We start from the raw sequence: 22,752 nt of genomic DNA on the forward strand, positions 1-22,752 counted from the left end.
CTGTTTTTAAAAAAAGGACATTTTTGGATTATGTGAAAACCGGAGATAACTCCAATTATACAGCAATTCCAACAGCATTGAAGAGGATTAAGAGTATCGCACCCGGAAGTCCGCCTATTGCACAGATTATAACGGATGCCCATGTTACCTTAAAGGTCTCCATGCCTAAGATTCCAAACTGACTCACAACTATCAGGGTGATTATTCCCACAATTGAGTTGATTATCAGGGTTGTTACATTCTTCAGCATATACCAGATGAAGAATACAATCCCGACTGCAATCAGAATTGTAATTATTGTTCCAATCATAATTTCACTCCACTCATAGTTACTTTCCTATTATCTGTATGCCATTAAACCTAACCGATGGAATTTTAGATGAGCCAATCTCTCTTGAAGACTCTGACAGTCCTGCAATATCCTTCATCATCTCAAAGAAATTTCCGGATACCATAGCCGACCGTACAGCACTGCCATACTCGCCGGACTCCATCCAGGATGTATTTGACAGTTCAAGTGAGAAATCACCGGTAATTGCATTTGCAGTGTGTGCACCTACGACATCCTGAACATAGAGTGCCTTCTCATCAAAAACATTGCTCCTCTTACCGTCAACATGCAGATTATGCATCCCGATTGATGGCAGTCCGCCGGCACCGCCCCTCTTTGCACTTCCGGTGGACTCCTCACCGTACCTGTATGCAGTCTTTAAATCATATGCAAAGGATTTCAGGACACCTTCCTCCACAAAATCAATTCTGCGTGTCGGGACACCCTCTGCATCAAGGAGTGTGCTCCCCTGTCCGTCCGTAGGGTCGTCATATATGCAGAGGCATTCATCAAAGACCTGCTCACCCATTTTTCCGGCAAGGAAGGACCGGTTGGAATGGACGTTTCTGCCGGAAAAAGATGGCAGAAGAACTGATCCCAGAATCTGACTGAATGCTATAGGTGAGAAGATTACATCATACTGCCCCGATTCAATCTCCTCTGCATCAACTGAGTGTGCAGCAAGAAATGCAGCCTGCTTTCCGGTCTCCTTTGCATCAATCCTGTCATTAAAACAGGCCGAGTCAAATTCATAACCGGTGGATGTCCCGGAGATTGCCTCAAGAGAGACCGAAACCCGGCTCTTCTCACGTGAATAAAAGACACCCTCCGAATTTACGATTACGGAGTATCCGGTACCAAAAGATGAACCTCCGCCTGCAATATTCACATCAAATTCAGATGCACCCTCTTTCATCTCCTCAATTAAGGAGGAAGCAGCTGAAATATCGGGCTTTAACGAACTGTCAAAAATATCCAGATCTATATCGCTTAGAGGTACAGGAGAAGGAAGGCCCTCCCACTTCTGTCCTGTCGCAAGTTTTGCACTCGCTTCAGCGGCAGCAAGGCATTCCTGCCATCTCTCAGGGTTGCCTGTTGTAGAGGAGCCAATCTTTCCGTCTTTAATCAGCCGGATGCCGATGCCGAATGACTCAGATCCTCCGGCCTCACCTATGAGATCGCCCTTAAGCTGTGTCACAACACCACTGCCTCCGGCTAAGAATATCTCAACCTCATCAGCGCATTTATTCCCCGCCTTTATGATAAGTTCAGAAAGGCCTCTTATTTTATCTTCATTCACCGCAACCACCTACCACAGCGTCTTTGAGCAGAATATGAGGCGAACCGTCGGTAACCGGAACGCTCTGACCTCCTTTGCCACAGTATCCCGGAGTCATCTTTTTATCATTGCCACAGAGAGCAATATTATGCATAGTCTTTAAGATATCACCCGAAAGAGAGACATCCCTGACCATCTTTGATAATTCCCCGTTCTCTATCACGTAGCCATATTCTGCATTGAACTGGAAAACCCCCCTTCCGGGGTCTACCTGGCCGCCGCGTGAGCCTTTGAGAAGAATTCCGTTTCTGCACTCCGAAATTATCTCGTCATACGAGGAGTCACCGCTCTCTATGAATGTATTGCTCATTCTGACAAGCGGAACCTCGCCTGCCTGCCCCCTTGCATGTCCGGCATCACCATCACCGACAACGGCAAGTGTCTGCCGGTTGTGAAGATATGCACTTAAAACACCCTCTTTGATGATTTCGGATCTCACCGGAAGAACACCCTCTGAATCCACCGGCATAAATCCGAATTCATGCAGAGTAGGATCATCGACAACAGTCAGATTCGGGCTGCCTATACACTCGCCGATCATTCCCTTAATAACCGAGATGCCCTCTTTAACAAGGTCACCCTCACTGGCATGCCCGATTGCCTCATGTGCAAATACGCCTGCAAGCTGCTGGTCAAGAACAGCATTCATTTTGCCGCCCTTCGCCGGAGAGGCATCCAGAAGTGCAACTGCCCTCTCAGCCGCCTTTGCACCCATATCCTCCTTATGCCGGAGATTTAAGCCGGAGATTGTATGCTCACTCTCCCTTGCAGCCTGCATAACGCCGTTTCGTCCTGCAACCGCTGATATGGAGTATCCTGACCGGCAGATTGCATATGAAAATTCAGCGCCGGAAGAGTTTTCAAAAGAGACAGTGCCTGACCCTTCGGAATATCCGGCACGGGTGCTTACAATACCATCCACCTTTCTCGCCTGTGACTCTATGCCAGAGAGAAGGGAGCATTTCTCCTCTAAGGGGACTGATGCCGGATCTTCCTTCATTGCGGGCATTGGCAGAATTCCGGATCTGGCATCGCCGAGTGCTACATCCTCCACAGTTACCATTGCGTGGCGGAGTGCCTGGCTGATGTACTCGTCCTTCTCCTTTCTGCTCTTTGCACTGTAATTGTCAATAGTTACAATTCCCCACCCGTGACTCCCAAGCACACGCAGAATTGCAGTATCAAAAAACGATGTCCCCGCAGACTCCACCACACCATTGTCGATATCAATATGTGTGGAAGTGCCCGCAGTATGCCTTATATCATAATATCTTGGTTCTTCCATTCAGGATCACCTGTATCTTTAAAAATAAAAAAATTGGCTGAAATTAATTCAGAGTCCGGTTGAAGAGGCAATATTACCGGATATTGATTCTATGAATTCAGAGGGTTTCATATTTGCAAGTTTGTTAAGTTTCTCCATGAAATCCTCCTTCTTCTCAGGCACAAGAGCGATCTCAAGCACCTCCTCTATTGTGCTGACCGGAATTATCTCCACCATATCCCTGTATCTGTCCTCAATTAATACATCATCAAGGTTTGATTTCGGAATAATGACCGTCTTTATACCGGCCTTTGCAGCAGCCTCAATCTTGTAGGTTGCACCGCCTATTGGCAGGACATTACCCCTTACAGAGAGTGAGCCGGTCATTGCAACATCCTGCCTGACAGGAATATTCTCAATTGCACTGATAACAGCGGTTGCAACACTGACTGAAGCAGAGTCACCCTCAACACCATTGTATGTCCCTATGAACTGGATATGAATATCCATATTCCGGATGTCCTTGCCAGTGAACTTCTTTAATATTGCACTGACATTTTTGATTGACTCCTGTGCAATCTCCTTTAACAGTCCGGTTGCGATAACATTGCCGGTTGCGCTCTGTGTAGGGGTTGCCTCAGCCATTATCGGGAGGACCTGACCGGAGTCATGACCAACGACTGCAAGTCCGTTGACCCTGCCGACCGCAGTTCCTTCTACTATTGTAAGGTCATACTCACGGCTTCTTCTGGTATATTCATCTGAGATCTGGTCTTCAACAGACTTTGCAATCTCTTTTGCCCTTAAGACATGCTCAGCAGTTGTGATCTCGGAATTATCCTGTCGTGCCATATCACCGGAAACCCTGATAAGACCACCGATGTCACGAAGCTTGAGTGTCAGATGACCCTTGCGGTTGCTTCTTCTTCTGGCATCCCTCATAATCTCCTCGATTGCGGATCTGTCAAACGGAGGTATCTTGCCGTCGTTCTTGACTTCCTGGGCAACGAATGTGATGAACTTCTTCTGGTTTTCAGGCGTGTCAGGCATGGTATCCTGCATATATACCTCATAACCATAGCCTCTGATCCTTGAACGCAGTGCCGGGTGCATGCCCTCCATGGCATCGAGGTTTCCGGCCGCAATCATTATGAAACTGCAGGGCACAGGTTCGGTCTTGACCATTGCACCGCTTGAACGCTCACTCTGCCCGGTGATTGAGAACTCACCCTCCTGAAGGGCTGTAAGCAGGTTTTGCTGTGAATGAGGAGTCAGAGTATTGATCTCATCCACGAAGAGCACACCCTTGTTGGACTTGTGAATAGCTCCGGCTTCAACACGGTCATGCGCCGGGGTCTCAAGTCCGCCGGACTGGAACGGATCGTGCCTGACATCACCGAGAAGTGCACCTGCATGCGATCCTGTTCCGTCAATATATGGTGCTGTGCTGTCAGGAGTGTTGGAGACGAGAAGTTTTGGCACCATTGCCTCTTCTTTCGGCCTTGAATACTGTAGTGCCATGAATATGAAGGCAGCACCGATGATACCCATCAGCAGCTGTCCGGTAATTATCGCATAGCCCATAATTCCGAAGATAAGAATCATGATGAGGGTATTTCTCGTCTGCGCCCTCTTCTTCGCCTCCGCTTTGTGGGCAGCAACTATCTCCTTGCCTCTTCCGGCTTTTACTGACCGGATTATCGGGTTATTTGAGTCTTCGGAATTTGGATATACAAGTATGTCCTGCATCTCCTCTTTCGGGAGGAGTTCGGCCATTGCCTTTGCAAGCATTGATTTGCCAGTACCCGGTGTCCCGATCATCATGACATGCCGCCTCTGGATGGCAGCCTTCCTTATGACCTCTACTGCATGCTCCTGTCCAATTACCTGATCAATGAGCTTTTCAGGCACCTCTATCTCAGAGGATGAGTTGAGGCTTTCAAGCTCAATATCCTCCGGCTTGATCTTTGGATCTTCTGCCTTCTCCTCCGGAATATCTTCTGAACCTACAACTGATACATTGGGATTGTCTGTTATTGTCTTGTTATTATCCTGATTTATGCTCCCTTTGGTTTCGGCAGGTGACGGAGATTCCCCTGCTCCACCCTGATTATTGACCTCAGGAGAGACATCATCAATATTGGGATTTATTTTATCGTCTTTATCCATTAACTGGTTAACCTCACATAAGCGATAGTTCTTAAATGATTCTTTGTGATAGTTTAAGTACTTTCCAGAACAGGTAATTGAGATGAAGATAATCGGAAATGAAAAATCACAGGTTCTCGCGGCAAAAACAGCCGGGATTTTAGGTGCGGAGCTGCTGCCGGTTGAGTTTCGAAAATTCCCTGACGGAGAACTTTTTCTGAGGGCAGAAGGCATTGGTAACGAGATAACTATAATCGGGAGCATAGTTGACAGTGATTCCTTTGTGCAGCTTCTTCTCTTAATAGATGCGTGCGAAGGGGCAGAGATCACTCTTGTCATTCCGTATATGGGATATGCAAGACAGGACAAAAAATTCCATGAGGGTGAGCCTGTCAGCAGTCGGGCGATTGCAGGCGCACTGTCACGTAATGTCTCAAAGATATATACAATAAATATCCATGAAGAGTCAGTGCTTAATTTCTTTGATACAGATGCAGAAAACCTCTCCCTTGCACCATATATGGGCAGGTATATAAAGGAACTCGGCCTTGAAAATCCCCTGATCCTTGGCCCTGACGGCGGTGCGGCAGAATTTGCAAAGGCTGTTGCCGGTGAAAACGGATGGGACAGTGACCATCTTGTAAAAACAAGGCTTTCAGGGACTGAAGTCAGGATTGAACCAAAGACGGTTGAGGCTAAGGGAAGAGAGGTCGTCTTTGTTGATGACATCATCGCAACCGGAGGCACACTTGCAAACGCGGCTTCAATGCTTATGAATCAGGGGGCAGCCGGAGTTCACGCAGCATGTGTCCACGGTGTATTTGCCAAGGGCGGCTACTCAAAGCTCTGTTCTTCCGGGCTTAAATCCGTTGTATCAGCCGATACGATTGAGTCAGCATCAAGTGTCATCTCGGCGGCGCAGTGCATAGCTGATGCACTCCGGAAGTAAGACAATTTCAGAGAATAAGCCGGAGAGAAAGGCATGAATAGAGAGAAATGTACCGGAATGCCGGTAATTTCCGGAGATACAATCTGCCTGATTAAAACGGCAAATTCAGGGAAAATATACTAAATCAAAAAATATTCAGGCCGGACAACATTATGATAATTCTTGACTCATCATTCTTTTTTACTGACATTCCGCTCAATGAGAGGGCAATGATTCCCCCTTCAGTACTCTGTGAACTGAAGGATTTCAGGTCAAAATGCCGGTTTGATACCCTCAGCCAGAACATGGTATCGGTAGAATCGCCTTCGGCAGAATCCCTTGCGCTCGCAAGGAAGGGTGCGGAGAAGACAAAGGACATCACCGTGCTGTCTGAGACTGACCTTGATGTCATTGCACTTGCGATTGAGAAGAAGGCTGAGCTTGCAACCGATGACTTTGCAGTATCAAATACTGCCCAGTACCTTGGAATCCAGGTAAATCCAATCCAGCAGAGAAGACCAAAACTCAGAAAGTGGAAATACAGGTGCATAGGATGCGGAAGATATGCCAAAGATGCAGGGATATGTGATGTCTGTGGATCAGAGATAAAAAGAAAGCTTAAATGATTGAAAACAAATCCTATTCTTATGTCATCCCTTGAAGAACTTGTCAGCAAAGCGAAGATGCTGCATTCAGAAGGAAGAAGCACAAGCCAGATTGCAGATGAACTAAGTCTATCCGCAGAGACAGTCACCTGGCTTTTAACACAGCAGAAAGGCAGTGAAGCACCAAAGGATGTTTTAATCGACTGGTCTGCCATAAGCGGTCATGCTGATATGTTGAAGGATTCCGCAGTAATGATGATTAAACGGTATTACTACTCCAAGGACGATGCCGGGGAAGATTACTGCCCTCCGGAAGTTGTAATCGGGATTGCACATTCCGGAATTCCGCTTGCAACCTTCATTGCCGCAGAGGAGAACTGTCTCTTTACAATGTTTCACCCGAAAAAACATGCTGCGGGTCAGAATCCGGCAGGTTCCCTCAACAGCAGTTTTGCCGATGTGTCAAACAAGAACTGTATAATTGTCGATGATGTCATCACAAGCGGCAAGACCGTGACCGAAACAGTCTCATATATTAAAAGTCACGGCGGAAATCCGGTTGCGATTCTCGTCCTCTTCAATAAACTTGGTATTAAGGAGATAGATGGCGTACCCCTCATATCACTTGTGAAGATTGAGAGAATCGACTGATAAAAACCGATAAATACGATTAAAATAAGGAGAAATTATGGCAATTATTGATGTGGTGGTCTTTGAGATCGGCGAAACATTATACGCACTTGACATACATCTGGCAAGAGAGATCGTTGAGATGATGCCGATAACACCCGTCCCCAGGGCACCGCCGCATATTGCAGGAATCATCAATTTAAGGGGTGAAATTACAAACATAATTAAACTCAATGAAATCCTCGCCCTTCCTGAGAATGAGGACCAGGAAAACCAGAAGATTATAGTGCTGATGTCTGACACCTCAGGCGGTTCAAATCTTGGAATTATCGTTGACAATGTCCACTCTGTCATTCAGGTGGATGAAAATACCATTGATCAGATGGACTCTGCATTCTCAAAAGAGGCATATGTCAGGGGAATTATTAAGGAGAGGTCTGATCTCGATGGCGAGGAGAAGACTGAGCTTATAATCTGGATTGATCTCGGGCTGATTCTTAATACCCTGAAAGAGGAATAATCCTTTTTTCATCAGTATTCTTATGCCTTATCCTGAATAAAATATTTTCAGGGTTATGAAGTACTGTCAGTTTAATCGTGTGAAAATTACTCTTTAAAGAGAGTAAAAGGCAATAAATGATAATCCAGACAGTTTTTCCGGATAACAGTCAGGACATCATTACGAAACAGGTAAGCCCGAAATCTGTCAGCGACCCATCGCAAATTATATATAGAACCACAATTCTACATTTATGGAAGATCTTAAACAGGAGTATCTGCATATGATAGGAAATCAACCAATTGTAATTTTACGTGACAATGTAGAAGTCACAAAGGGAAGGGAGGCACAGAACTCCAATATCATGGCATGCAAAGCCATTGCAGAGGCAGTAAGAACAACCCTTGGTCCACGCGGAATGGACAAGATGCTCGTTTCACCATCAGGTGATGTGGTAATCACAAACGACGGCGCAACAATTCTCCATGAGCTTGCAGTTGAACATCCGGCTGCGAAGATGGTTATTGCCGTTGCTGAAACACAGGACAATGAAGTTGGTGACGGTACAACAACTGCATCAATTCTCATCGGCGCACTGATGGAAGAGGCACAGAGGCTTATTGCAAAGGGTATTCATCCGACAGTAATCGCAAAGGGATATACACTTGCAATGCAGAAGGCTCTTGAAATCCTTGAAGATAATGCAATCGTTGCAGAAGGAAAGGATATTGATCTGTTAACAAAGGTTGCAGCAACCGCCGTTACCGGAAAGTCAATTGAATCAATGAAAGAGACCATCACAAAGATTGTTGTTGATGCAGTCTGTGAAGTTGCAACAGAGGAAAATGGAAAGTTCTCAGTTGATGAGGATGATGTCAGGATCAAGACCGTCATCGGAGACAGTCTTGAGTCAGCAGAACTTATTACAGGATTTTTGATTGATAAGACCCGCTGTGATAATGGTATGCCAAAGAGGGTTGAGAATGCAAAGATTGCACTTCTGCTAAAGCCTCTTGAGATAGCCAAGACTGAGACAAAATCAAAGATTAAGATCACATCCTCACAGCAGCTTGAGGCATTCTCTGAACAGGAGAAGGAGACACTCAAAGGAATGGCTGACAGGATCAGTGCATCGGGCGCAAATGTTCTTCTCTGCCAGAAGGGAATTGCAGATTCAGTCCAGTACTATCTCGCACGCCATGACATTCTTGCAATTCAGGATGTACCTGAGAAGGATATGAAAGCATTCGCACGTGCACTCTCAGGAACAATTGTAAACACTGTTGATGACCTTGAAGAGGCAGTTCTTGGAAATGCAGAAGTTGTTGAAGAGATGAAGGACATCAAGGTTACAAAGTTCACCGGATGCACAAACGGCCACACAGTCACAATTTTAGTCAAGGGATCTAACCAGATCTATGTTGATGAACTTGAGCGTGCGGTTTATGATGCAGCAAGAGTTGTTATGGATGCCCTTGAGGACGGCAAATATGTCGTTGGTGCAGCAGCAATCGATACTGAAATTCACTTAAAACTGCGTGAATATGCTTCCACAATCGGCGGAAGGATTCAGATCGCAGTTGAGGCATTCTCAAACATCTTTGAGACAATTCCTGAGACACTTGCAGAAAACTCAGGACTTGATTCAATTGATATACTTGTTGACCTTAAGGCAGCACATTCAAAAGGCGAGAAGTATGCCGGAATCAATGTGTTCACCGGAAAGATCTCAAATATGTATGACGCAGGTGTAATTGAGCCAATGCGTGTCAAGAGGCAGGCAATCGAGAGCGCTGCTGAGACAGCATCACTGCTCATCCGTGTTGATGACATGCTGATCTCAAAGTCCGGCTCCCAGATGTAAAAATAAACAGAAATAAATTTTATCCTTTTTTATTCACTGCAAGCCCTTTTACGAATCAGAACTTTTCAGACTCTGCATGAAGCAACCTGTCATGCACCACGCAATTAATAGGCACTAACTTATTTTTCTGTGTTAAAACCCGGGAGTTAAAGGGTATAACCTGCTTTATTTCACTCATATATATACACAAAAAGCTGATTTAGATCTAACCGACCTGTGAAACCTCCTTTCATCAGATTTTACATGGAAAATAGGCTTTGCAACAAAATGGTGAATATAATGAAGAATATATTTAAAGCAGTTGCAGTCATGCTGACAATGTGCCTGACTATGGCAGTTTGCGGCCCTGTAAGTGCACAGGCAGACAGCACACAAAAAAATACAGATGAAAATAGTATCAATATTGACATCTTTGCAAAGGATAAGAACATAAACAGCGGTGATGAGACCTACTTTGTTTCGGTACTGACTGATGAAGCAGGAAATCCTGTTGCAGACAAAACGGTCTACTTCTACCAGAACATCATGGTTTCCGGACTGGGTGTTGACCATTATATCGGAGAGACAGATACAGACGATTATGGAACCGCAGTACTCAAAGTTGAATTAAGTATTGCCGGCGACTCAGAATCTATGTTTGTAGGATGTGTAGCAGAGGATACAGAGACAGGCAGGGCCATTTATTCAGACCATGTCATGATAACTGTTACAAACCCGTACCCGGTATTATCAGATGATGAGAATCAGGAGGAATTATTGAATTACTGAAAATATCAATCAAAACCTCCTAAATAACATACAAACAGTGGCTGGGAGTTAAGTAACATCCGGAAAATGAGAGTTGTCAGCAATTCTAAGATTCCATTCAGCCTTTTTTTTAAATTTTAAACTTCAGATATTTATAACAAAAGAATAGCGGCAGACTTTTTTCTGTTCAGGTCAAAGCAGTTTTTATGGTTAAGGATAATGCCACATTTGCAGCAGGGTGCTTCTGGGGGGTTGAAGCGGCATTTCAGAGAAAAGAAGGCATCCTTGTGACAAGAGTAGGATATACCGGCGGTGAGACCAAAGATCCGGATTACACAATGGTCTGCACCGGAAATACAGGTCATGCTGAAGCTGTGCAGATTGCATTTGATAATGATATTATCTCATACAGGGAACTGTTAGAGATATTTTTTTCAGTACATGACCCGACAACGCTCAACAGGCAGGGGCCGGACGTTGGTGATCAGTACAGGTCTGCTATATTTTACCGGAATGATGAGCAGAAGAAGGAGGCTTTGAATTACATAAAGGAACTTGAGGAGAAGAAAGCCTTTGAGAGTCCTGTTGTGACCGAAGTTCTGCCACTTGGTGATTTCTGGAAGGCTGAGGACTACCACCAGAAGTATTTTGAGAAGATGGGGCGTAAATACGGCTTTTATGATTAAATATCCCTTCAGATCACTGCTGAAAAAAATACAGGATCTTCTTTTGGGTATTGAACAGGAAACTGCTCCGGCAGCACTGCCTAAAATAATCCCCGTCCTGATTGTGCTTGTCGCAGTTGTCATAATTCCGGGCTGCACTGAATTATCTGACAGTTCAGTTGTTTTTCCGGGCGGGACTCAGATCTGTATTGACAACGAAACCCACCTGAAATGGATGGAGGAATTCAGAGAGAACCCGGAGAAGTATCTCACCAATCCGGAAAATCCGTTTGAGTGGACAATTAAGGGCATGCACAGTACTGCAACACCATTTGGAGACGAACAGGCAATTGAATATTACAATAAAGCAATAGAGATCGATTCTGAATTCCCTATGGCATACTGTGGAAAAGCTGAGGCTCTCGGCAATCTTAAGAGATTTAACGAAAGTGTTGAGTGCCTGAGAAAAGCTGTTGAGCTTGACAGCAGGTATGAACCATGGGCCGATAAGCTCAGACAGAGATATAGCCTTGATTAGGTTCGGCTCCGATTCCGGTCTTACCTAACCTCCATAAGTGAATGATCTGAAAGGATGGAGTTTTAAAGAATAAACTACAGATTATTCATTTAACGGACTGCACTTCCGGGCAGCAAATTATCTCAGCACTGATGAGACAATTGTGCCGGAAGCACTTAAATTAGAATATTCTTATCCTGAAATAATATGGATTTTTAAAAACAGGAGCATTTTAACTGAATATGCTTTCAATTCCTCCGGTGAGAACGTTGAAACTGTAAGAAAGATTTGAACCGTCAGTCTTCAGATATTTACCTATTGCTCTTGAACCACTGATCTTCTGATATTATCCATTCGTAATATTTCTGAGTTCTTCTGAGGGTTTTTTTATGCTGTCCGGACTCTGAAATTTTTTTAAGCTCTGCTTTTCAGCGATACCGGGAATGTCAAATCCATCTTCGACCGCTCTTAAATCACCAAGATAAAATGATTCAAGTTCGGTGCACGCAATCCGCACCATTGTATTATCCCTGTGTGCTTCCCTGCATTTGTTCATGAGATTTTCCCTGATCTCTATACAGTTACCATTGTCCTGGTCCCTTAGAATTACAAAAAAAGTATCGGGAGTTCTCCAGCCTCTGAGTTTTTTTACAATCTGTTTCTCTAAATCCTGTTTCCCCTGAAATATCACATAGCGTACCTGAATATATTCCGGAATCATTGAAGGAAGAAGCCCCTTAAGCATCTCTTTTGCTGATGGCTATTCGAGAAAGAAGACAAGAGTTGTGATCATATTCAGATCTCACCAAAAAAGCCCTCTCTCCAGAGAGACCCCATCTGATCGCCTTCTTCCATGTAGGCAGCTATCTGTTCATCATCTTTTGCCCGTTTTATTTTCGTATAGCCATCTGATTTTTCAAGCCAGTACACTTCATCAGGGAGGGCGGCATTGAGGAAGTCGGGGGAGTGGGTAGATACAAACACCTGCCCGCCGCGATTTGCATAGTCCCTGAATTCTTCGGCAAGTTCCCACAGGAGTTTAGGGTAGAGCTGGTTTTCTGGTTCTTCAACACATAAGAGGGGGTGTGGATTTGGATCATAAAGGAGAACGAGATATGCCAGCATCTTTATTGTTCCGTCAGAGACATAACGGGCAAGGAATGGATCTTCAAAAGATCCGTCCTGAAACTTCAGAAGGACACGCCCCTCTTCCGTTGTCTTTGATTCTACATCTGTTATGCCGGGGACCCGGTCCTTTAGCAGTTCAATAATTATCCCAAATGTCTCAGGATATTCCCTGTGCAGATACTGTATTACAATCGAGAGATTTTCACCTTCAGTTAAGAGATGTTCCGCATATCCGGCTTCCTGTTCTGGGCGTGCCCTGTTTATATGAAAATCGGATGTATGCCAGTTTTCAATAAAATTGCCAAGTGAGACCACTGCCGGGAATTTTTCAAACTGTGTGAGGCCCTTTATCGCCAGAATATCATTGGATTTTAAGTTCTGTTCTTCTCTCTGGAGTTTACTTATGTCTGATGTCTCACTCAGTACTTTATCCTGTGCATCATCAGAAATTTCTGTTACTGCGTACCCCTTACCATCTGCAAATTCAAGAATGCTCAGGGGTTTTCCTCTGCTGCCACGGTGGTATTTTAATATCTTATTTTCAACATATGCCCGACCTTTTCGCTCATTTATCCGGAGAAAATATGTTATCAGTGGTTTTTCAGAAGATTCCCTGAATTTTATTTCGATCTCTATCGGGCCTTTGGAATTTCTGCTGCGGACTTCTTCAAATCCTCTGCTGCCTCCAAGTTTTACAAGTGCTGAGTTTACATTGCCTGAGAGTGCATCTTTTAAAAATTTAAATACGCTGAATATTGTGCTTTTGCCGCTTCCGTTAGCTCCGACTATTATACAGAAATCCGGAATATCAGTCATCTCAGCATCCTGAAATGCCTTGAAGTTCTTCAGCCTTATTGATTCAATTTTCATATTTCCACAGCCTTTTAGATACCAGAATTGTCAGAGTTGCCGGAGTTAACAGGGCCCCCAAAGCAGTTAGAGTAGCTAAATTAATATCTGTTTTATTTTCCTTAAATGATGTGCCACGAAATTCAGAGTAACTTTAAACACATCCCAAGAAGGCGCCGGATGCATCAGACAGTATTAACAGATTCTAACGATATTTTGGAGGATAAAATTACTGACATTTGGCTTATCCTCCATTGAAAGTCACACAGGCTGACATTCATACAGCAGTTTTCTGGAATAATGTCCGGAGAATACTCTGACCTGACAGGAGTAGTTTTTGTACATACTGCCTTGTTTTTACAGATTAAAAGTTTTAAATCCGGATTGCATAATCTTATTAAACTATACATTTTGTTAGTATATGTTAAAAATGTCAGTATGAACTATTTATGCACTAACCGACATATGCTAATATACACTAAGGTGAGTAAGCATGACAAACTGGAAAGAACTTGTAGAAGAACTAAATGAACTTGTAAAGCTGGATTCAGGCATCATCGCCTGCAAAAGAATGGCAAAAAAAGACGGTTACATGGACATTCCCGGCATAGAAAAACCACATAAAGGATTTCTCTACTGTCAGCTCCCATACCTTGTAAGAAAACAGGGAAAGACCATCGGAGTAACCAAAGAGGATTTTGAAGCATATGCCGACAAGACTCAGCTGAAGTACCGTTGCGTAAGAATTCAGGGACTTGCACCGGCAGATGAGAAAGAACTTGACAGCGAAGCTAAAGGCTTTGCAGGTTTCTGGTTTAAAGACTATGACACTGCTATGGAACAGATGAAAATTTATCCGGCACCCACTCCAATTGAGGCACTGGTAATGAGTCCTCTTGAAGAGGAGAAATTTGAACCTGATTATATCATGATCTACGCAGATGGTGAACAGATGACGTTTATTCTAAACGGCCTGCAGTACCACAAATATGAACTTATTGAGTCCTGCTTCATTGGAGAAGGCTCCTGTGCCGATGCTCTGCCCCGCTCTGCTGCTACAAAAAAACCGTCCCTTTCCCTGCCCTGTTTAGGTGAGAGGAACTTTGGACTTGCCGGAAAAGAAGAGCTTATCCTCACCATACCCCCAGACAGACTGGAGCGTATAGTAGAAGGTCTAAAGGCACTCAAAGAAAACGGCCTTGCTTACCCGGCAACACCATTAGAACCGGCAGTCAATGCCGGTGAGATGCTTCAGCAGCTCTACCCCCTACAGGACAGCTAAAAATCCTGTGATCCTGCTCTTAAAAAAGCAGGCCCTCCTTTTTCGCCATTATGAGCAGATAATAGATATGTAATTCCGGATGAAGCACATCAATTTATCCATCCGTTATTTTATCATTCCGAAAGTTAAACCCGGCATTTACACTAATGTGCTGAATGAAATAAAAAGACAAATGAAGAATAATAAATGCAGGAAATTAATATCCCTTCAGGTTTAAAAGACATTTAAGCAATAGCATATTCAGACATAACACAGATAAATAAAAGTGTTAATGAAGCAGGAAAGACCTGTAAAAAGCAATTATTTAATATTTACATCCGGGACATATGCCCCCGGACTGATGCCGCATTTTAATCACTTATTCTTTCTTATTCAGAGTACACTGCCTTTCGAGGTATTCAGCTCCCCAGTCGCAGAGTGCCTCTATTATAGGAGAGACGGTCTTTCCAAATTCTGTCAGTGAATATTCAACTTTTGGAGGAATTTCCGGGTACATCTTCCGGTTTACCAGACCGTCCTCTTCAAGTTCTCTCAGTTGTTTTGTCAGCATTCTCGGAGAAACTCCGTGGAGGTTCTGCTGTAGCCTGTTATAGCGTATGACCTCAGTCTCTTTTAACTGCCAGAGGATCAGAGGTTTCCATTTGCCACCGATAACATCAAGGGCAGCTTCTACAGGGCAGTGATACTCCTTGTTGTTCCTGACATTGATCAGTTTCTTTTCTTCTTCCATGCTACCCACTTAGATATACTTTTTGTAAGTGACTATCCAAACCACCCTAATGGTCAGGACAAACACATATGTACCAAATCTGTCCTGTAGCCATATAAGCCATTTCATCAGACCGGCATAACTCACTCAAATTCTGCCTGCATAACTCCTGTTTAATCAGGATCCACTGACCCAAGAATCCCAGTATTTTGCTCAGATATCCTCTAAAAAAGAGATAATACATCAATCCCTTATCCCCGGGAAGCAGTGGTTATAATATCATAACCGGCTTCCTCTGCTAATTCGTCCTCCGGAATTATTCTGCCGTTAAGCTCAATAATTACAGTGTCCGGAATTATTCCGCAGGCCAGCATGAGATCGGAAAGTGGAGTATCCCCCTCAAACTCAGCTTCTTCTGTAATATTTTCTTTTATCAGGGTGAAAGTGCATTTCATAGAATCAATCCAGTATTAAGTCTAATCTGCAATATTTTATCGCATTTTTGTTGAATAAAAAAACAATTTTATAAAAAAAGATGAAAATCAGGGTTTGAATTGGAATATAACTGGAATTCAATCTGAATTTAAATTAGGATTATAGTGATATTGATGGGAGGAATTACTCCTCATCACATTCTTCTTTCTTCTGGAACTGAGGCATCATGCCACGTATCTCGGCACCGACAACCTCTATTAAATGTTCTTCATCCGCTTTTGTCAGTGCATTGAATACCGGCCTTCTGACCCTGTTTTCCAAAATCCACTCCTTAGCAAACTCTCCGGTCTGGATTTCGGTCAGGACATCCTCCATTGCGGCATACGTCTCCGGCCCGATGACCCTTGGCCCTCTTGTAAGATCGCCAAACTGGGCTGTATTGGAGATGGAATCACGCATCTTTGTAAATCCGCCCTCATAGATTAAGTCCACAATCAACTTAAGTTCATGAAGAACCTCAAGGTATGCCATCTCAGGAGCATATCCGGCTGCGACAAGAGTCTCAAAGCCTGCCTTAATAAGGGAAGTTGCACCACCGCAGAGCACTGCCTGCTCACCGAAGAGATCAGTCTCAGTCTCCTCTCTGAATGTAGTTTCAAGAACAACCGCTCTTGTTGCACCGATTCCCTTTGCATAGGCAAGTGAGATCTCCTTTGCATTTCCGGATGAATTCTGATGAATTGCAATGAGTGCAGGAACTCCCATACCTTCCTCATATACTCTTCTGACCATGTGCCCCGGACCTTTGGGTGCAACCATGACAACATCCACGTTCTCAGGCGGAATGATCTGCCCATAGTGGATATTGAAACCGTGTGAGAACATCAGGCAGTCGTTCTCTTCAAGATATGGCTTAATCTCAGCATCATAGACATCTGCCTGAGTTTCATCAGGGAGAAGAATCATTACGACCTGTGCAGCTTTTGCCGCCTCAGAGACATCATATACCTCAAGACCGTCTTCTTCAGCCTGCATTCTGCTCTTACCCGGTCTGATTCCGATAATTACGTCAAGGCCACTGTCGCGAAGATTAAGTGCCTGTCCCCTTCCCTGTGATCCATATCCAATTACTGCAATTTTTTTACCTGAAAGTGTCTTCAGGTCTGCATCGGATTCATAATACTTCTTTATCATAGATTTACTTCCTGAGTTCTGAATTATTCCCGTTATGATTTATTCTTTTGCCATTAAAACGGGTATTGTCAGAATAAATATTCTGCCCGCAGAATTATCCGGAAAAGTTATCCCGCTCTCCCGGATTACTCAATTATTTCAGTATATTCACAGATTCTGCTAATCCCGGTCCCTGTTTGCACGATAGACGAGATTAAGTGCATTCACCATCGCCTCAACCGAGGCCAGGACGATATCACTGTTTGTGCCAGATGAGTCAAACACCCTTCCACGGCTGTCCTCAACCGCAATTGTGACACAACCGATTGCATCTGTACCACCTGAGATCGCCTCAACCTGATAAGATTTCAGCTCAACCGGCTTTGGGATGATGCCCATTAATGCATTCATGGCAGCATCAACAGGGCCATCGCCTGTGCTTGAGCAGACCTTCTCCCTACCATAGACAATCGCCCTGACGCTTGCAGTCGGAATCGCATGAATTCCGGTGAATATCGAGATGTCATCGATCTCAATCGCCTTTTCAGACACACCGGACTCCATAACCGTATCGGCAATCTGGAAGAGGTCATTATCAGTGACCTTCTTACCCCTGCCGGAGATCTCCTTCATGAGCCGGATAATCTCATCGAGTTCTTTGTCATCCGGATTTATGCCTGCGTCGGAGAGCATCTGCCTTACGGCATGGCTGCCTGCATGTTTGCCGAGTTTTAATCTCCTCCTGTGGCCGACCATCTCCGGAGTCATAATACCGGGCTCGAAAGTTCCCGGATTTGAGAGCACACCGTGGGAGTGTATGCCGCTTTCATGCGAGAAGGCATTATCACCCACAACCGGCTGTACCGGCGGTACGGCGATTCCTGAAAACCGCGATACAAGCCTTGAGATTTCAACCAGTTTTTCGGTCACAATTCCGGTGTTAATTCCGTAAATTGCCTCCATGATCATCACAGTCTGAGATATGTCAGCATTTCCGGCACGTTCACCGATTCCGTTCACAGTCACCTGGACCTGATCAGCACCGGCCTCAACCGCAGATATGGTATTTGCAACCGCAAGTCCGAAGTCATTGTGGCAGTGGACATCAATTCTGCAGTCAACATGCTTTCTCACCTCAGAGACCATATCCCTCATCGCAGTAGGGGTGAAAATCCCGACTGTATCCGGAACATTTACGATCTCAGCACCCGCAGCGGATGCAGTGGAATAAACCTCGATAAGATCCTCAATACCCGTTCTTGTGGCATCCATTGCAGAGAACATAACACGATCACACTTTGAGGCGGCATAACGGACTATATCGTCAGTTATTTTCACAACCTCAGGGTGTGTCTTCTTAATAGTATGAATTCTCTGGATCTCCGAAGTAGGAATGAATACATGCACCATGTCAACTCCGGCTTCAACACACCGGTCAACATCACCTTTTACAGATCTTGCAAGGCCACATACAGGAGCTCCCGTATCTGCCCGGACAATCCGTCTGACATTGTCAAATTCCGCATCAGACGAAGCCGGAAAACCTGCTTCGATCATTGCAGCACCAATATCGGAGAGACGGCGGGCGATCTCTATCTTCTGATCAATCGTAAATGAAACTCCGGGAGTCTGTTCTCCATCCCTGAGTGTCGTATCAAAAACTGACACTTTCCTGTTCGCAAATTTAGTACCGAATAAGAAAGCGATCTGCCACTTGTGCAGTGACTTTCCCGGTCCCGATATCATTCTGAGACATACAAATTAAAACGCACTAATAGATTATAAATCTTTGCCGGATTCCGGTGCAGGACACCAGAGCCAACCACATATTTGGTGCAGGCGCACCACACACACCATATGATTTGGTGCAAAAAATACTGGATCCAGACAACATTTAAATACCAGAATAAACACCATCATAAGTGGGAGTGAAAACCTATGAGTGATTACTTTATTTTTCGATAACAAAGAGATAAGATTTTTGGACACAACCCTGAGAGACGGGGAACAGACACCGGGAGTTTCGCTGACTCCTGAACAGAAGCTTGAAATTGCCACTGCACTCTCTGACATAGGCGTAAATGTAATTGAAGCAGGTTCTGCCATAGCATCCGAAGGTGAAAGGGAAGCAATAAAACTGATATCAGAGGCTGGTCTCTCTGCGGAATGCTGCACATATTCAAGAGCACGCACCGGAGATGTAGACCTGGCAGTAGAAAGTGGTGCAGACTCGGTACACCTTGTCGTTCCGGTCTCTGACCTGCACATTGAAAAGAAGATGGGCAAGACCCGTGATGAAGTCTTTGCAATGGCAATGGAGACGACTGAATATGCCAAAGAGAGAGGGCTTATAGTCGAACTCTCCGGCGAGGACGCTTCGAGGGCTGATCAGGAGTTCTTAAGGGGGCTATTTAAAGCCGGAACTGAGCACGGGGCAGACAGGTTATGCTTCTGTGATACAGTGGGGCTTATGACACCTGAGAGGGTGAGGGATTACATACCGGAGCTTTGCTTCGCACCCCTCTCTATACACTGCCACAATGACCTCGGATTTGCACTTTCAAATACGGTTGAGGCACTAAAAGCCGGCGCATCATGCGCCCATGTGACAGTGAACGGGCTTGGTGAGAGGGCTGGCAACACCTCCTTTGAAGAGCTGGTAATGTCACTTGAGAAGCTCTATGATTTCCACACCGGAATCCAGACGGAAAAGCTGTACAGGCTTTCAACGCTCGTATCAAGGCTTACAAGAGTGCCTCTTGCGACAAACAAGCCGATAGTGGGTGCAATGGCATTTACGCACGAGAGCGGAATCCATGCCCACGGCCTTATGAAGGACTCCGGGACATATGAACCAATGCGGCCCGAAACTGTCGGCAGGACAAGGAGAATCGTTTTAGGCAAGCATTCCGGCTCGGCATCCGTTAAGGCGGCCCTCACCGAACTTGGTTATAAACCGAATGAGAAGCAGCTTGCAGAGATCGTAAAACGGATTAAGGAGCTTGGAGATTCCGGCATAAAAGTGAGCGATGCTGATGTTATGGCAATAGCAGATGCAGTGATGCTCCTTGAGTGCAGACCGGTTCTGAGTATGAAGCAGTTTACCGTTGTAAGCGGAAACACAGTCATACCAACCGCCTCGGTGACAATGTCTGTACACGGCGAAGAGGTTACAGGCGCTGCAACAGGTACAGGCCCTGTCGATGCCGCACTGAAAGTACTTCAGCAGTCAGTCAGTGTCGGAGGAGAGATAACGCTTGAGGATTATCATGTGGATGCCATAACAGGCGGCACTGATGCTGTCGTGGATGTGACAGTCAAACTCAGCAGGAACGGAAGAGTAATAACATCCCGTGGTGCAAGAACAGATATAATAGAAGCAAGTGTTGAAGCAGTCCTTTCGGGGATGAACAGACTTCTCAGGAGAGAAAATGAAGACAGGAGCACAGATACTGATTGAAAGCCTGAAAGATGAGGGGACAGATATAATATTTGGATATCCCGGAGGATCAGTCCTCCCAATCTATGATGTCCTATATGACTCAGGCATAAAGCATATTCTTGTAAGGCACGAACAGGCGGCAGTACATGCAGCAGACGGTTATGCAAGAGCCTCCGGTAAAACCGGAGTCTGCCTTGCGACATCAGGGCCGGGTGCATGCAACCTCATATCCGGAATTGCAACTGCAAATATGGATTCTGTGCCCGTCATTGCACTTACAGGCCAGGTTCCGACAGGCATGCTTGGAAACGATGCCTTCCAGGAGTCTGACATCACCGGAATCACAATGCCGGTTACGAAGCACAATTATCTCGTAAACGATGCAGGAAATATCCGGAGAATTGTTAGGGAAGCCTTCTTCATCGCCGGAACCGGCCGTAAAGGCCCTGTGCTCATTGACCTTCCAAAGGATGTCCAGACCGGACAGGTGGATGAGAGTGAAAACCTGAAGACTGAGATTAACCTGAGAGGTTATAAACCTACATTCAGGGGTCACCCAAAGCAGATCAAGAGTGCGATAAAACTCATCGCAGAGGCAAAAAGGCCGATAGTCTATGCAGGAGGCGGAGTAATAGCATCCGACTCCTCAGCTGAGCTCATACAGCTTGCAGAGATGCTCGATCTCCCGGTTACGACAACGATGATGGGCCTTGGAGCAATCCCGGCACACCATCCGCTAAACCTCGGAATGCTCGGCATGCACGGGACAGAAGCTGCCAATTATGCAGTTACGGAGTGTGATCTGCTCATCGCAGTCGGTGCAAGGTTTGATGACAGGGTTACAGGAAAAATAGAACTCTTTGCCCCCAATGCAAAGGTGATCCACATTGACGTTGATCCAGCTGAGATTGGCAAGAATAAAGCTGTGGATGTTCCGATTGTCGGCGATGCAGGTGAAGTCCTGAGGGAGATGATAAACCTTTCAGAGACCCTTGATATCAAAAAGAAGGACCCCTGGCTTGTAAAGATAGAGAACTGGAGAGAGAACCATATGATGAAATACAGGGATGATAAAGAGCTTCATCCGCAGTACATCATAGAGCAGCTCTCCGGAATTCTGGAAGGTGAGGGGATTATAGTATCTGAGGTCGGCCAGAACCAGATGTGGGCTGCACAGTATTATGGTTTTAAGTCGCCCCGGCAGTGGATAAGCTCAGGCGGCCTTGGAACAATGGGATACGGATTTCCGGCAGCCATCGGCGCACAGTTTGCAAAGCCAGACGAGACCGTTGTGTTAATAGCCGGAGACGGCAGTTTCCAGATGAATATACAGGAGCTTGGGACGGTATCACAGTACAATGTCCCTGTAAAAATACTCATACTGAATAATATGTACCTCGGCATGGTCAGACAGTGGCAGGAGTTGTTCTATGAGAGACGGTATTCCTACACCGAACTGCCCCAGGTTGACTTTGTCGGAATAGCGGCTGCATATGGCATTCCCGGTCTTAAGGTAGAGGATAAGGATGATGTTGAAGCGGCACTGAAAAAGGCCATGGAAACAGACGGGCCGTTCCTCATTGACTTCAGGATCGAAAGGGAGGAGAATGTATTTCCTATGGTTCCGGCAGGTGCGGCGATAAGCGATATGATCGGATGCCATATTCCTGACAAAGAGGAGGCCAAAAGATGAAGAAGCAGATATTGAGCGTTCTTGTTGAGAACCAGTCCGGTGTCCTTGCAAGGGTATCCGGACTCTTCTCCAGAAGGGGATATAATATCGAGAGCCTCGTTGTCGGCAGGTGCGAATCCCCAGACATCAGCAGAATGACAATTGTTGCCTGTGGTGACGAGGCACAGATTGAGCAGGTAAAAAAACAGCTCAATAAGCTGATCGAGGTCATCAAGGTGACTGACATCACTGAAAGGAAGCATGTGGAGAGGGAGCTTGCACTTATAAAGGTGAATGCAGAACCGGGAGACATGAGATCAGAAGTTATGCAGATTGCAGGCATATTCCGGGCAAAGGTGATCGATGTCGGGTCAAAAACAATTGTGCTTGAGATCACCGGAGATTCCGGCAAGATAGATGCAATAGAAGAACTCCTGAAGCCATACGGGATATACGAGATGGTACGGACAGGAAAGGTGGCACTCCAGAGAGGATCTGCCACTGTGCTTAATTCAAAGTGATAAG

The 22,752-nt window shown here is 45.2% G+C and carries 23 protein-coding genes; 13 read left to right on the forward strand and 10 right to left on the reverse strand.

Annotated features, from left to right (window positions below):
- Positions 1–55: 55 nt before the first annotated feature.
- From L6E24_RS06920 to lonB, 4 genes are read right to left on the reverse strand one after another with little or no spacing between them, the layout of a single operon-like run.
- Positions 56–310: a pro-sigmaK processing inhibitor BofA family protein gene (locus L6E24_RS06920; protein WP_257743966.1), complete on the reverse strand. Its 255-nt coding sequence runs from the start codon at positions 308–310 to the stop codon at positions 56–58.
- Between the two features lie 19 nt (positions 311–329).
- Positions 330–1,631 (reverse strand): TldD/PmbA family protein, encoded by a 1,302-nt coding sequence (locus tag L6E24_RS06925; protein ID WP_257743967.1) that lies wholly within the window; start codon positions 1,629–1,631, stop codon positions 330–332.
- Entirely contained in the window at positions 1,624–2,955 is a 1,332-nt protein-coding gene (locus L6E24_RS06930) for a TldD/PmbA family protein (protein ID WP_257741266.1), read from the reverse strand. The genes L6E24_RS06925 and L6E24_RS06930 overlap by 8 nt, the downstream gene beginning before the upstream one ends.
- Before the next feature lie 48 nt (positions 2,956–3,003).
- Positions 3,004–5,103, reverse strand: coding sequence for an ATP-dependent protease LonB (gene lonB / locus L6E24_RS06935; protein WP_257741267.1), 2,100 nt, complete (start codon positions 5,101–5,103; stop codon positions 3,004–3,006).
- 82 nt (positions 5,104–5,185) lie between these two features.
- On the opposite strand from lonB, the gene L6E24_RS06940 reads away from it, so the two are divergent.
- From L6E24_RS06940 to L6E24_RS06980, 9 genes are all read left to right on the forward strand, one after another.
- A complete protein-coding gene (locus L6E24_RS06940) occupies positions 5,186–6,031 on the forward strand; it encodes a ribose-phosphate diphosphokinase (RefSeq protein WP_257741268.1) in 846 nt (281 codons plus the stop codon).
- Positions 6,032–6,183: 152 nt separating this feature from the next.
- Complete coding sequence (locus L6E24_RS06945) at positions 6,184–6,636, forward strand: NOB1 family endonuclease (RefSeq protein WP_257741269.1); 453 nt, start codon at positions 6,184–6,186, stop codon at positions 6,634–6,636.
- A 21-nt stretch (positions 6,637–6,657) separates the two neighbouring features.
- Positions 6,658–7,266, forward strand: a complete 609-nt coding sequence (locus tag L6E24_RS06950; protein WP_257743999.1) for an orotate phosphoribosyltransferase-like protein — start codon at positions 6,658–6,660, stop codon at positions 7,264–7,266.
- A 37-nt stretch (positions 7,267–7,303) separates the two neighbouring features.
- Positions 7,304–7,765 carry a chemotaxis protein CheW gene (locus L6E24_RS06955; RefSeq protein WP_257741270.1) on the forward strand — a complete coding sequence of 154 codons (462 nt, stop codon included), beginning with the start codon at positions 7,304–7,306 and terminating at the stop codon, positions 7,763–7,765.
- Positions 7,766–8,027: 262 nt separating this feature from the next.
- On the forward strand, positions 8,028–9,608 hold the full coding sequence (gene thsA / locus L6E24_RS06960) for a thermosome subunit alpha (protein WP_257741271.1): 1,581 nt from the start codon (positions 8,028–8,030) through the stop codon (positions 9,606–9,608).
- Positions 9,609–9,887: 279 nt separating this feature from the next.
- Positions 9,888–10,376, forward strand: a complete 489-nt coding sequence (locus L6E24_RS06965; protein ID WP_257741272.1) for a hypothetical protein — start codon at positions 9,888–9,890, stop codon at positions 10,374–10,376.
- Between the two features lie 185 nt (positions 10,377–10,561).
- Entirely contained in the window at positions 10,562–11,041 is a 480-nt protein-coding gene (gene msrA, locus L6E24_RS06970; RefSeq protein WP_257741273.1) for a peptide-methionine (S)-S-oxide reductase MsrA, read from the forward strand.
- Positions 11,042–11,084: 43 nt separating this feature from the next.
- Complete coding sequence (locus L6E24_RS06975; protein WP_257741274.1) at positions 11,085–11,558, forward strand: tetratricopeptide repeat protein; 474 nt, start codon at positions 11,085–11,087, stop codon at positions 11,556–11,558.
- 142 nt (positions 11,559–11,700) lie between these two features.
- Positions 11,701–11,829, forward strand: a complete 129-nt coding sequence (locus tag L6E24_RS06980; protein WP_257741275.1) for a hypothetical protein — start codon at positions 11,701–11,703, stop codon at positions 11,827–11,829.
- A gap of 54 nt (positions 11,830–11,883) precedes the next feature.
- Here L6E24_RS06980 and L6E24_RS06985 read toward each other — a convergent pair whose 3' ends face one another.
- Both L6E24_RS06985 and L6E24_RS06990 read right to left on the reverse strand, forming a co-directional pair.
- The gene (locus tag L6E24_RS06985; RefSeq protein WP_257741276.1) at positions 11,884–12,282 is read right to left on the reverse strand and encodes a DUF4276 family protein; all 399 of its coding nucleotides are present in this window, start codon (positions 12,280–12,282) and stop codon (positions 11,884–11,886) included.
- A gap of 50 nt (positions 12,283–12,332) precedes the next feature.
- Positions 12,333–13,535: an AAA family ATPase gene (locus tag L6E24_RS06990; protein ID WP_257741277.1), complete on the reverse strand. Its 1,203-nt coding sequence runs from the start codon at positions 13,533–13,535 to the stop codon at positions 12,333–12,335.
- A gap of 472 nt (positions 13,536–14,007) precedes the next feature.
- On the opposite strand from L6E24_RS06990, the gene L6E24_RS06995 reads away from it, so the two are divergent.
- Positions 14,008–14,796: a DUF169 domain-containing protein gene (locus L6E24_RS06995; RefSeq protein WP_257741278.1), complete on the forward strand. Its 789-nt coding sequence runs from the start codon at positions 14,008–14,010 to the stop codon at positions 14,794–14,796.
- 358 nt (positions 14,797–15,154) lie between these two features.
- Here L6E24_RS06995 and L6E24_RS07000 read toward each other — a convergent pair whose 3' ends face one another.
- The 4 genes from L6E24_RS07000 to L6E24_RS07015 all read right to left on the reverse strand — a co-directional run bounded on the left by L6E24_RS07000 (position 15,155) and on the right by L6E24_RS07015 (position 18,781).
- Positions 15,155–15,526: a winged helix-turn-helix transcriptional regulator gene (locus tag L6E24_RS07000; RefSeq protein ID WP_257741279.1), complete on the reverse strand. Its 372-nt coding sequence runs from the start codon at positions 15,524–15,526 to the stop codon at positions 15,155–15,157.
- A 230-nt stretch (positions 15,527–15,756) separates the two neighbouring features.
- Positions 15,757–15,960: a ubiquitin family protein gene (locus L6E24_RS07005; protein ID WP_257741280.1), complete on the reverse strand. Its 204-nt coding sequence runs from the start codon at positions 15,958–15,960 to the stop codon at positions 15,757–15,759.
- 163 nt (positions 15,961–16,123) lie between these two features.
- The gene (ilvC, locus tag L6E24_RS07010) at positions 16,124–17,134 is read right to left on the reverse strand and encodes a ketol-acid reductoisomerase (protein ID WP_308219110.1); all 1,011 of its coding nucleotides are present in this window, start codon (positions 17,132–17,134) and stop codon (positions 16,124–16,126) included.
- Between the two features lie 159 nt (positions 17,135–17,293).
- The gene (locus tag L6E24_RS07015) at positions 17,294–18,781 is read right to left on the reverse strand and encodes a 2-isopropylmalate synthase (RefSeq protein ID WP_257741281.1); all 1,488 of its coding nucleotides are present in this window, start codon (positions 18,779–18,781) and stop codon (positions 17,294–17,296) included.
- Between the two features lie 274 nt (positions 18,782–19,055).
- On the opposite strand from L6E24_RS07015, the gene L6E24_RS07020 reads away from it, so the two are divergent.
- The 3 genes from L6E24_RS07020 to ilvN are packed head-to-tail and all read left to right on the forward strand — an operon-like array spanning position 19,056 to position 22,748.
- A complete protein-coding gene (locus tag L6E24_RS07020) occupies positions 19,056–20,573 on the forward strand; it encodes a 2-isopropylmalate synthase (protein WP_257741282.1) in 1,518 nt (505 codons plus the stop codon).
- A complete protein-coding gene (gene ilvB / locus L6E24_RS07025) occupies positions 20,545–22,248 on the forward strand; it encodes a biosynthetic-type acetolactate synthase large subunit (protein ID WP_257741283.1) in 1,704 nt (567 codons plus the stop codon). Before L6E24_RS07020 ends, ilvB begins: the two co-directional genes overlap by 29 nt.
- The gene (gene ilvN, locus L6E24_RS07030; protein WP_257741284.1) at positions 22,245–22,748 is read left to right on the forward strand and encodes an acetolactate synthase small subunit; all 504 of its coding nucleotides are present in this window, start codon (positions 22,245–22,247) and stop codon (positions 22,746–22,748) included. The genes ilvB and ilvN overlap by 4 nt, the downstream gene beginning before the upstream one ends.
- The last annotated feature ends 4 nt before the right edge of the window (positions 22,749–22,752 follow it).

The sequence above is a fragment of the Methanoplanus endosymbiosus genome, from assembly GCF_024662215.1.
Taxonomy (GTDB): domain Archaea; phylum Halobacteriota; class Methanomicrobia; order Methanomicrobiales; family Methanomicrobiaceae; genus Methanoplanus; species Methanoplanus endosymbiosus.

Coding starts and splice junctions, on each gene's coding strand:
- L6E24_RS06920 (WP_257743966.1), bottom strand. CDS start 310: ATGATTGGAACAATAATTACAATTCTGATTGCAGTCGGGATTGTATTC.
- L6E24_RS06930 (WP_257741266.1), bottom strand. CDS start 2,955: ATGGAAGAACCAAGATATTATGATATAAGGCATACTGCGGGCACTTCC.
- lonB (WP_257741267.1), bottom strand. CDS start 5,103: ATGGATAAAGACGATAAAATAAATCCCAATATTGATGATGTCTCTCCT.
- L6E24_RS06940 (WP_257741268.1), top strand. CDS start 5,186: ATGAAGATAATCGGAAATGAAAAATCACAGGTTCTCGCGGCAAAAACA.
- L6E24_RS06945 (WP_257741269.1), top strand. CDS start 6,184: ATGATAATTCTTGACTCATCATTCTTTTTTACTGACATTCCGCTCAAT.
- L6E24_RS06950 (WP_257743999.1), top strand. CDS start 6,658: ATGTCATCCCTTGAAGAACTTGTCAGCAAAGCGAAGATGCTGCATTCA.
- L6E24_RS06955 (WP_257741270.1), top strand. CDS start 7,304: ATGGCAATTATTGATGTGGTGGTCTTTGAGATCGGCGAAACATTATAC.
- thsA (WP_257741271.1), top strand. CDS start 8,028: ATGATAGGAAATCAACCAATTGTAATTTTACGTGACAATGTAGAAGTC.
- L6E24_RS06965 (WP_257741272.1), top strand. CDS start 9,888: ATGAAGAATATATTTAAAGCAGTTGCAGTCATGCTGACAATGTGCCTG.
- msrA (WP_257741273.1), top strand. CDS start 10,562: ATGGTTAAGGATAATGCCACATTTGCAGCAGGGTGCTTCTGGGGGGTT.
- L6E24_RS06985 (WP_257741276.1), bottom strand. CDS start 12,282: ATGCTTAAGGGGCTTCTTCCTTCAATGATTCCGGAATATATTCAGGTA.
- L6E24_RS06990 (WP_257741277.1), bottom strand. CDS start 13,535: ATGAAAATTGAATCAATAAGGCTGAAGAACTTCAAGGCATTTCAGGAT.
- L6E24_RS06995 (WP_257741278.1), top strand. CDS start 14,008: ATGACAAACTGGAAAGAACTTGTAGAAGAACTAAATGAACTTGTAAAG.
- L6E24_RS07000 (WP_257741279.1), bottom strand. CDS start 15,526: ATGGAAGAAGAAAAGAAACTGATCAATGTCAGGAACAACAAGGAGTAT.
- L6E24_RS07005 (WP_257741280.1), bottom strand. CDS start 15,960: ATGAAATGCACTTTCACCCTGATAAAAGAAAATATTACAGAAGAAGCT.
- ilvC (WP_308219110.1), bottom strand. CDS start 17,134: ATGATAAAGAAGTATTATGAATCCGATGCAGACCTGAAGACACTTTCA.
- ilvB (WP_257741283.1), top strand. CDS start 20,545: ATGAAGACAGGAGCACAGATACTGATTGAAAGCCTGAAAGATGAGGGG.
- ilvN (WP_257741284.1), top strand. CDS start 22,245: ATGAAGAAGCAGATATTGAGCGTTCTTGTTGAGAACCAGTCCGGTGTC.